Annotated in this window: 1 protein-coding gene; it reads right to left on the bottom strand. The window is 72.3% G+C overall.

The features are described 5' to 3' along the window. Positions 1–758, bottom strand: a 758-nt coding sequence (locus ACYVM4_RS18530) for a lytic transglycosylase domain-containing protein (protein WP_460669506.1), incomplete at both ends; no start/stop codon positions are given.

Raw genomic sequence — 758 nt, forward strand, 5'->3', positions numbered from 1 at the left:
GTTACCGGCCCCGGGGGTGGCGATGTCCACACCCTCGTGCTGGTTGGCCCACCCGGGGACCCCGGCCAGGGCGCGGCCGCCGTAGCCGGAGGTGAACACGCCCCCGGGCAGTGGGGTGGTCCACTCGCCGTCGCCGAGGTCTCCGTCCCAGGCCATGGCCCCGGTGGGGGCCTGGCAGTGGGCGGAGAACTGGGATTGGCCGGTGTCCAGGATCGTGTCGATGTAGTCGCGGGTCTCCTGGTACGGCGGCACCCCCTGGTGCTGCTCCACGGCCCCGGGGCCGGCGTTGTAGGCGGCCAGGGTCAGGCGCACGAGCTCACCGGCGTCCTCGCCGGCGATCGGTTGCACCTGGTCCTTGAGGGCGGCCATGTAGCGGCCGTAGGCGGGGATCGCGTCGTCGGGGTCGAAGGGGTCCCCACCGTTGCCGTAGGTGGCCCAGGTGGCGGGCATGAATTGGGCGATGCCCTGGGCGCCGGCCGGGCTAGTGGCGTGCGGGTTCCACCCGGATTCTTGGGCCAGTTGTGCTGCCACCACGCTCACGGGCAGCCCGGCGGTCCGGGCGGCTTCCTCAACCAGTGGCGCCCAGCCGTTGGGGACGTTCGGTGCCCGCTCCTCACCGTTGTCGTCATCCGTGGTGACGGCGGTGACGGTGCAGGAGCCGGCTGAGGTCTGTTCTTCGTCCTCGGCCAGGGTCGCGACGAGCACGGCGAGGGCCACGATCGAGCCGATGGCGAAGACGAGCAGCAGCGCCACGAGGG

The organism is Kocuria himachalensis, assembly GCF_054784195.1.